1 protein-coding gene is annotated in these 8,251 nt (G+C 73.5%); it reads right to left on the bottom strand.

From position 1 onward, the window contains the following. A partial coding sequence (locus CCN51_RS13900) for a type I polyketide synthase (protein WP_086859592.1) occupies positions 1 to 8,223 on the bottom strand: 8,223 nt, incomplete at its 3' end. Between the last annotated feature and the right edge of the window lie 28 nt (positions 8,224 to 8,251).

Raw genomic sequence — 8,251 nt, 5'->3', positions numbered from 1 at the left:
ACCCGCAGACACCACCACCGCACCCAACACCGGATGCCCCACCACACCCAACCCCAACGACACCGGATCACCCACACCACGCCGCCTCTTGGCCCAGTAGCGCTCGTGCTGGAACGGATAGGTGGGCAGGTCGATCCGCCGGGCGCCGCTGTCCGCGAAGAACGCGGACCAGTCCACCGGCGCACCGTGTGCATACAGTCGTCCGAGGGCGGTGAGCGCGGCGGCGGGCTCCGGCCGGTCCTTGCGTACGAGGGGGACGAACACCGCCGCATCGGAGGCCACCGACTCCTGGGCCGCCGCGCTCAAGGACCCGTCCGGGCCCAGCTCCACAAAGCGCGAGACGCCCTGGCCGGCCAGGAAGCGGACGGTGTCGGCGAACCGTACGGTGGCCCGGACATGCCGCACCCAGTACTCGGCGGAGCAGAGGTCTTCCGGGCCTGCGGCCGTGCCCGTGACGCTTGAGACGAACGGGATCGTGGGCGCGTGGTAGGTCAGCCCCTCGGCCACAGCCCGGAACCGGTCGAGCATCGGCTCCATCAGCACCGAGTGGAACGCATGCGACACCCGCAGCATGCGGGTCCTGCGCCCCTCGGCGCCGAACCGCGCCGCGATCTCGTCGATCACGTCCTTGTCGCCGGACATCACCACCGACCGGGGGCCGTTGACCGCGGCGATGCTCACCCGGTCACCGACCAGGCCGGACACCTCGTCCTCCGCCGCCTGCAGGGCCACCATCGCGCCGCCGGAGGGCAGTTCGGACATCAGCCAGCCACGGGCCGCCACCAGAACACAGGCGTCCGCGAGGGACAGGACACCGGCCACATGCGCGGCGGCGATCTCCCCGATCGAATGCCCCGCCACGTACTCCGGCCGCAGCCCCCACGACTCCACCAGCCGGAACAGGGCCACCTCGATGGCGAAGAGCGCGGCCTGGGCGAAGTCCGTGCGGTCGAGCGGCTGGTCGTCCGAGCCCCACAGCACCTCCCGGACGGGTCGGAGAAGGTGGCGGTCCAGTTCGTCGAGCACCAGGTCCAGCGCGGTGGCGAACGCGGGGAAGCGGTCGGCGAGTTCCCGCCCCATCCCCAGCCGCTGAGAGCCTTGTCCGGCGAAGAGGAATGCGGTCGAGCCGCCCGCACGCGTGTCGCCCACGACCAGTGAGGCCGCGGTCTCGCCGCAGGACAGCGAGGTCAGCGCCTGCCGGACGTCCGCCGCGTCCTCGGCGAGGACCACCGCGCGGTGTTCGAACGCCGAGCGCGAGATCGCCAATGAGTACCCGATGTCCAGCGAACGCGGGCGCGGATCAGCCGAGTCGGCCGGATCAGCCGAGTCAGCCGGATCAGCCGAGTCAGCCGGGTCGGCCGAGTCAGCCGGCGCGGCCACGATGGGCAGCAGCCCGGCCGCCTGTGCCCGCAGCGCCTCCGGCGTCTTGGCCGACAGCAACCACGGCACGAGAACAGGTTCCGGCCGCTCTACGGCGGGGGTGGGCCGCGCGAGCTCCTGCCGGGACGGCGGCGCCTGTTCCAGGATGATGTGTGCGTTCGTTCCGCTGATCCCGAAGGAGGACACCGCCGCGCGGCGCGGGCCGCCGGTCTCCGGCCACGGCGTGGGTTCGGTGAGCAGCGCCACGCCCCCGACCGACCAGTCCACATGGGAGGACGGCTGGTCCACGTGCAGGGTGCGCGGCAGCAGGCCGTGGTGCATCGCCTGCACCATCTTGACCACGCCGGCCACCCCCGCGGCCGCCTGGGTGTGGCCGAGGTTCGACTTGATCGATCCCAGCAGCAGCGGCCGGTCGGGGGCGCGGTCCTGTCCGTAGGTGGCCAGTAGGGCCTGGGCCTCGATCGGGTCGCCCAGCGTGGTGCCGGTGCCGTGTCCTTCCACCACGTCGACGTCGGCGGCCGACAGTCCGGCGCTCGCGAGGGCCTGCCGGATGACGCGCTGCTGCGCGGGGCCGTTGGGTGCGGTCAGGCCGTTGGACGCGCCGTCCTGGTTGACGGCGGAGCCGCGGACCAGGGCGAGCACCGGGTGGCCGTTGCGGCGGGCGTCGGACAGCCGCTCCAGGACCACGACGCCGACCCCCTCGGCCCAGCTCACCCCGTCGGCGGCGTCCGCGAAGGACTTGCAGCGGCCGTCGGCGGCCAGGCCGCCCTGCGCTCCGAAGTCGAGGAAGGTTTCCGGGCCGGCCATGACCGTCACCCCGCCCGCGAGCGCCATGGAGCACTCGCCCTGCCGCAGCGCCTGGGTGGCGAGATGGAGCGCGACCAGCGACGAGGAGCAGGCGGTGTCCACCGTCAGCGCCGGTCCCTGGAACCCGAAGGTGTAGGAGATCCGGCCGGAGAGCACACTCCCGGCCGATCCGGTGCCGAGGAAGCCCAGGGACTCCGGGGGGAACTCGGCGTCGCCGCTCGCGTAGTCGTGGTACATGATCCCGGCGAAGACGCCGGTGTCGCTGCCGCGCAGGAACAGCGGGTCGAGCCCGGCCCGCTCCAGTGCCTCCCAGGAGGTCTCAAGCAGCAGCCGTTGCTGTGGGTCCATGGCCAGCGCTTCACGGGGCGAGATGCCGAAGAAGCCCGCGTCGAAGGCGCCCGCGTCCTCGAGGAAGCCGCCCTCCCGGGTGTAGGTGGTGCCCTGGTGTTCGGGGTCGGCGTCGTAAAGGGACTCCAGATTCCAGCCCCGGTCGTCGGGGAACCCGCAGATCCCTTCCCGGTCCGCGATGACGAGGTCCCACAGGTCGGCGGGCGACCGTACGCCGCCGGGGTAGCGGCAGCTCATCGAGACGATGGCGATCGGGTCGTCGTCCGCGGGCGCGACCGCTCGCGCCGGCCCGGCCGCGGACGCGGCGGTGTGCACCGCGCTGCCGGGTGCCATCAGCTCGTCGTGCAGATGTCCGGCGAGTTCGCGGACCGTCGGATAGTCGAAGATCAAGGTGGCGGACAGCCGCAGCCCGGTCGCCGCGTTGAGGCCGTTGCGCAGTTCGAGTGCGGTGAGCGAGTCGAAGCCGAGGTCCTTGAAGGCCTGGTCCTCCTCGATCTGGGAGGTGGCCGCGTATCCGAGGACCGCGGCTACCTGACCGCGCACCAGCTCGAGGAGGATGCGGGGCCGTTCGGCCTCGGCGACGTCGGCGAGCCGGGCCGCGAGCTCCGTGGGTTCGGGCGCGCCGCGGTGTGCGGCGCGCCGCGCCGGGCCCCGTACGAGATGGTGCAGGAGCGGCGGGACGTCGGACAGCTTCTCGAGGGTCGCCGTGTCGAGCCGGAACGGCGCCACCACGGCACGGTCGGCGGCCAGCGCGGCATCGAGGAGTTCAAGACCCTGCTCGGCGGAGATCATCCGGGTGCCGTGGCGGCTCATCCGGTCGAGGTCGGTGTCGGTGAGGGTGCCGGTCATTCCGTCCTGGGGCTCCCAGGCGCCCCAGGCGAGGGAGACGGCGGGCAGCCCCTGGGCCCGGCGGTGCTCGGCGAGCGCGTCGAGGAAGGTGTTGGCCGCCGCGTAGTTGCCCTGGCCGAGCCCGCCGAGGAGACCGGCGGCCGCGGAGAAGAGGACGAAGGCGGACAGGTCCCCGGTGAGCTCGTGCAGATTCCACGCGGCGTCGACCTTGGGCCGCAGCACGGTGTCGACCCGCTCGGGGGTGAGCGATTCGATGGTCGCGTCGTCGAGCACTCCCGCCGTGTGCACCACGGCCGTGAGCGGCCGGTCGGCCGGTACGGAGTCGAGCAGGTCCGCCAGTGCGGCCCGGTCGGATACGTCGCAGGCCGCGACGGTGACCTGTGCGCCTTCGGCGGCCAGTTCGTCGCGCAGCCGGGTGGCGCCGGGCGTGTCGAGGCCGCGTCGACTGGTCAGCAGCAGATGACGTACGCCGTGTCGGGCCACCAGATGACGTGCCACCAGGCTGCCGAGGCCTCCGGTGCCCCCGGTGATGAGCACGGTGCCCGCCGCGTCGGCCCAGGGCGCCGCCTCCTCGCGCGGGGCGGCGAGCCGCGTCAGCCGGGGGGCGTAGACCTCACCGCCGCGCACGGCGATACGGGGTTCCCCGGACGCCAGCGCGCCGCGCAGCGCCGCGACGTCGTCCGGTCCGCAATCGGCGCCGGTCAGGTCGGCCAGGACGATCCGGCCCGGGTGCTCGGCCTGTGCCGAGGCCAGCAGCCCCCACACCGGGGCGAGCGCCGGTGCCACGACGTCCTCGTCGGGCCGGGCGGAGACGGCCGCACGGGTGACCACCACGAGCCGGGAGGCGGCGAATCGGTCGTCGGCCAGCCATTCCTTGACCAGTGCGAGCGTGTCGTACAGCGCCTCGCGCACCGCCGCCGGCAGATCGCCGGGCGGTGCGGGGCGGTCGACGAGGACGTACGCGGGGGCCGGCGCTCCCTCGTCGACCGCGTCCGCGAGGTCGGCCAGGGTCGAGTGCCGGACATCGGCGGCGTCGGCCAGGGCGGTGCCCTCGGGGCCGATCACCGCCCAGGCCCCGCCCGCTGGTGTGTCCCCGCCGGCTGCCGGTGATTCCCCGGCGCCGGCGGGTCCGGTGGTCACCGGCAGCCAGTCGACGCCGAACAGCGAGTCGCGCAGCCCACGGTGCGACACGCCGTCGACCGGGGACGCGGGCCGCAGCACCAGCGAGCCGATGGTGGCGACCGGTTGGCCCGCCGTGTCGGCGGCCAGCACCGACACGCCGTCGGAGCCGGTGGGGGTCAGCCGTACCCGCAGGGACGACGCGCCGACGGCGTGCAGGGCCACGTCCTGCCAGGCGAACGGGATCCGGGCGCCCGGCCCCTGGTCCTGGCGCAGCCCGCCGACGGCGTGCAGGGCGGCGTCCAGCAGCGCCGGGTGCACCCCGAAGGACTCGGCCGCGGCGTGGTGTTCCTGGTCCAGCTCGATATCGGCGAACACCTGGTCGCCCAGGCGCCAGGCGGCGCGCAGCCCCCGGAACGCCGGACCGTAGTCGGAGCCGGATTCCGCGAGCCGGTCGTAGTAGCCGTCGAGGTCGATCGGGTCCGCACCGGCCGGTGGCCAGGCCGTGAGCGGTTCGGCGGCGGCCTGCCCGCCCGGCGCGAGCGTTCCCACGGCGTGTCGGATCCACTCGGCGCCGTCGTCCGTGTCGCCGGGCCCGTCGTCCGGGCGTGCGTACACGGTCAGCGGCCTGCGGCCGGACTCGTCCGGGCCGCCCACCAGGAGCTGCAGCCGGGCGCCGACGCCCTCGGGCAGCGGTACGGGCGCGTGGATGGTGAGCTCTTCCAGCAGCGGGCAGCCGACCTCGTGTCCGGCGTGCAGGGCCAGCTCGACGAAGGCCGTACCGGGGAACAGCACCGAACCCGCGATCACATGATCGGCGAGCCAGGGGGTGGCGCGCGTCGACAGGTGGCATGTAAAGACGTGGCCGTCGTCCTCGGCCAGGGCCAGCCGGGCGCCGAGGAGCGGGTGTCGCGCCGGGGCGAGTCCGAGCCGGTCCGCGCCGGGCTCCTCGGGCGGCGGGTTCAGCCAGTAGTGCTCGTTCTGGAAGGCGTAGGTGGGCAGCTCGACATGGTGTGCACCGGAGCCGGCGAAGACCGCGGCCCAGTCGGGGGACACGCCGTTCACATGGAGCCGGGCCACGGCGGTGAGCAGGGTCCTGGGCTCGGGGCGGCCCTCGCGCAGCAAGGGGACGCAGAGCGCGTTCTCCCGGCCGATGGACTCCTGCGCCATCGCCGAGAGTGTTCCGTCCGGGCCCAGTTCGACGTACCGGGTGACGTCCCGGTCGGCCAGCCAGCGGACGCCGGCATGGAAGCGCACCGTCCGGCGTATGTGGGAGACCCAGTACGCGGGGTCGGCCAGTTGCTCGGCGCTCGCCGCCTCGCCGGTGACATCGGAGATCACGGTGATGGCCGGTGGCGCGTACGACAGGCTGCGGGCGACCTTCTCGAAGTCGGCCAGCATCGGCTCCATCAGCGGAGAGTGGAAGGCGTGGCTCACCTGGAGCCGCTTGGTCTTGCGGCCCAGGGCGCGGAAGTGGTCCGCGATCCGGTCGACGGCCTCGGCGTCACCGGAGACCACCACGGACTCGGGCCCGTTGACCGCGGCGACCGCCACTCGTTTGTCCAGCAGCGGCAGCACCTCGTCCTCGCGGGCGCGCATCGCCACCATCGCCCCGTCCCCGGGCAGCGCCTGCATCAGCCGGCCGCGCGCGGCCACCAGCGCACAGGCGTCGGGAAGGTCGAACACCCCCGCCACGTGGGCAGCCGCGAGCTCGCCGATCGAATGGCCCAGGAGGTAGTCGGGGCGTGTCCCCCAGGACTCCAGCAGCCGGAACAGGGCCACTTCCAGGGCGAACAGGCCCGCTTGGGCATACATCGTCCGGTCGAGGAGGCTCTGGTCCGTTCCGTGTACGACGCTGTCCAAGGGGTGGTCGAGATGCTTGTCCAGCTCGGCGGCCACGGCGTCCCACGCCTCGGCGAACACGGGGTGGCCGCGGCGGAGTTCCAGGCCCATGCCGATGCGCTGCGCGCCCTGCCCGGTGAACAGGAAGGCCAGGTGGCCGTCGCCCGCGACGCCCTGGACCGCGCCGGGGGCGGGTGTGCCGTCGGCGAGGGCGATCAGGGCGGTCCGCAGTTCGTCACGGTCGGCGGCGACCACGGCCGCCCGGTGCTGGAGCGCGGCCCGGGTCGTCGCCAGGGACAGGCCGATATCGGCGGTGGCAGTGTCGGGGTGGGCGTCCAGGTGTGCCAGCAGGCGACCGGCCTGTGCCCGCAGGGCCTGGCCGGTACGCGCCGACAGCGGGTAGGCGAGCACGGGAGGCGCCGCGGCCGAGGCAAGCGCCGGGGGCGCGGATGGCTCGGCAGACACGGGCGGCTCTACGGTCACGGATTGCTCTACGGGCTGCGGGGCCTGCTCGACGATGAGGTGTGCGTTGGTGCCGCTGACCCCGAAGGACGACACTCCGGCGCGGCGGGGCCGACCGGTCGGCGGCCACGGGCGCGCCTCCGCCAGCAGCGACACCGCTCCGCCGGTCCAGTCCACGGCGGGCGTCGGCTCGTCGATGTGCAGCGACTTCGGCAGCAGTCCGTGCTCGATGGCCAGCACCATCTTCATGACGCCCGCCACGCCCGCGGCCGCCTGGGTGTGGCCCATGTTGGACTTGATCGAGCCGAGCCACAGCGGATCGGCGGTACGGCCCTGGCCGTACGTGGCCAGCAGCGCCTCGGCCTCGATCGGGTCGCCCAGCGGGGTGGCGGTGCCATGCGCCTCGACCGCGTCCACGTCGTCGGTGGTCAGCCCGGCAGTCGTCAGGGCGGCGAGGATGGCCCGCTCCTGCGCGGGCCCGTTGGGCGCGGTCAGGCCGTTCGACGCGCCGTCCTGGTTCACCGCGCTGCCGCTGATCACGGCGAGTACGCGATGCCCGTTGGTGCGGGCGTCGGCGAGCCGCTCCAGCACGAGGATCCCGGCGCCCTCCCCCCACGCGGTGCCGCTCGCCCCGGCCGCGAAGGTACGGCAGCGGCCGTCCGCGGCCAGCCCGCCCTGCCTGCTGAACCCGATGAAAAGGCCGGGGTCGGCCATCACCGTCGCGCCGCCGGCCAGGGCGATCGAACACTCGCCCTGGCGCAGCGCCTGCGCGGCCAGGTGCAGCGAGACCAGGGACGATGAGCACGCGGTGTCCACGGTGAGCGCCGGGCCCTCGAGGCCCAGTACATATGACACCCGCCCGGACAGCGCGCTGGAGGTGGTGGCGGTGGTCATGTAGTCCACCGCGCCCTCGCTGCGGGCCGCGAGCCGGCCGTAGCCCTGGCCGTTGCTGCCGACGAACACGCCGGTACGGCTGCCGCGCAGCGACAGGGGGTCGATCTGCGCTCTCTCCAGAGCCTCCCAGCACACTTCGAGCAGCAGCCGCTGCTGGGGGTCCATCACCAGCGCCTCGCGCGGGGAGATCCCGAAGAAGGCGGGGTCGAAGCCCCCGACATCCGTGAGGAATCCGCCCTCGCGGACGTAGGAGGTGCCCCGTTGCCGCTCTTCCGGGTCGTACACCGCGTCGGTGTCCCAGCCGCGGTCGGCCGGGAAGGGCGAGATGGCGTCCCGCCCCTCGGCCAGCAGCTCCCACAGCGACTCGGGGCCGTCCACTCCGCCCGGGAAGCGGCATCCCATGCCCACGATGGCGACCGGCTCATGCCGCCCGGACTCGGCTTCGCGCAGGCGCTGCCGGGTCTCATGAAGGTCGGCGGTCACCCTCTTGAGAAAGTAACGGAGCTTGTCTTCGTTTTCCATCTGAATCTCTCTCAATTCAATGGCCGCG

Origin of the sequence: Streptomyces milbemycinicus (genome assembly GCF_002154605.1) — a bacterium.
GTDB classification, from domain to species: domain Bacteria; phylum Actinomycetota; class Actinomycetes; order Streptomycetales; family Streptomycetaceae; genus Streptomyces; species Streptomyces milbemycinicus.
This window is presented reverse-complemented; position numbering and strand designations above follow the sequence as displayed.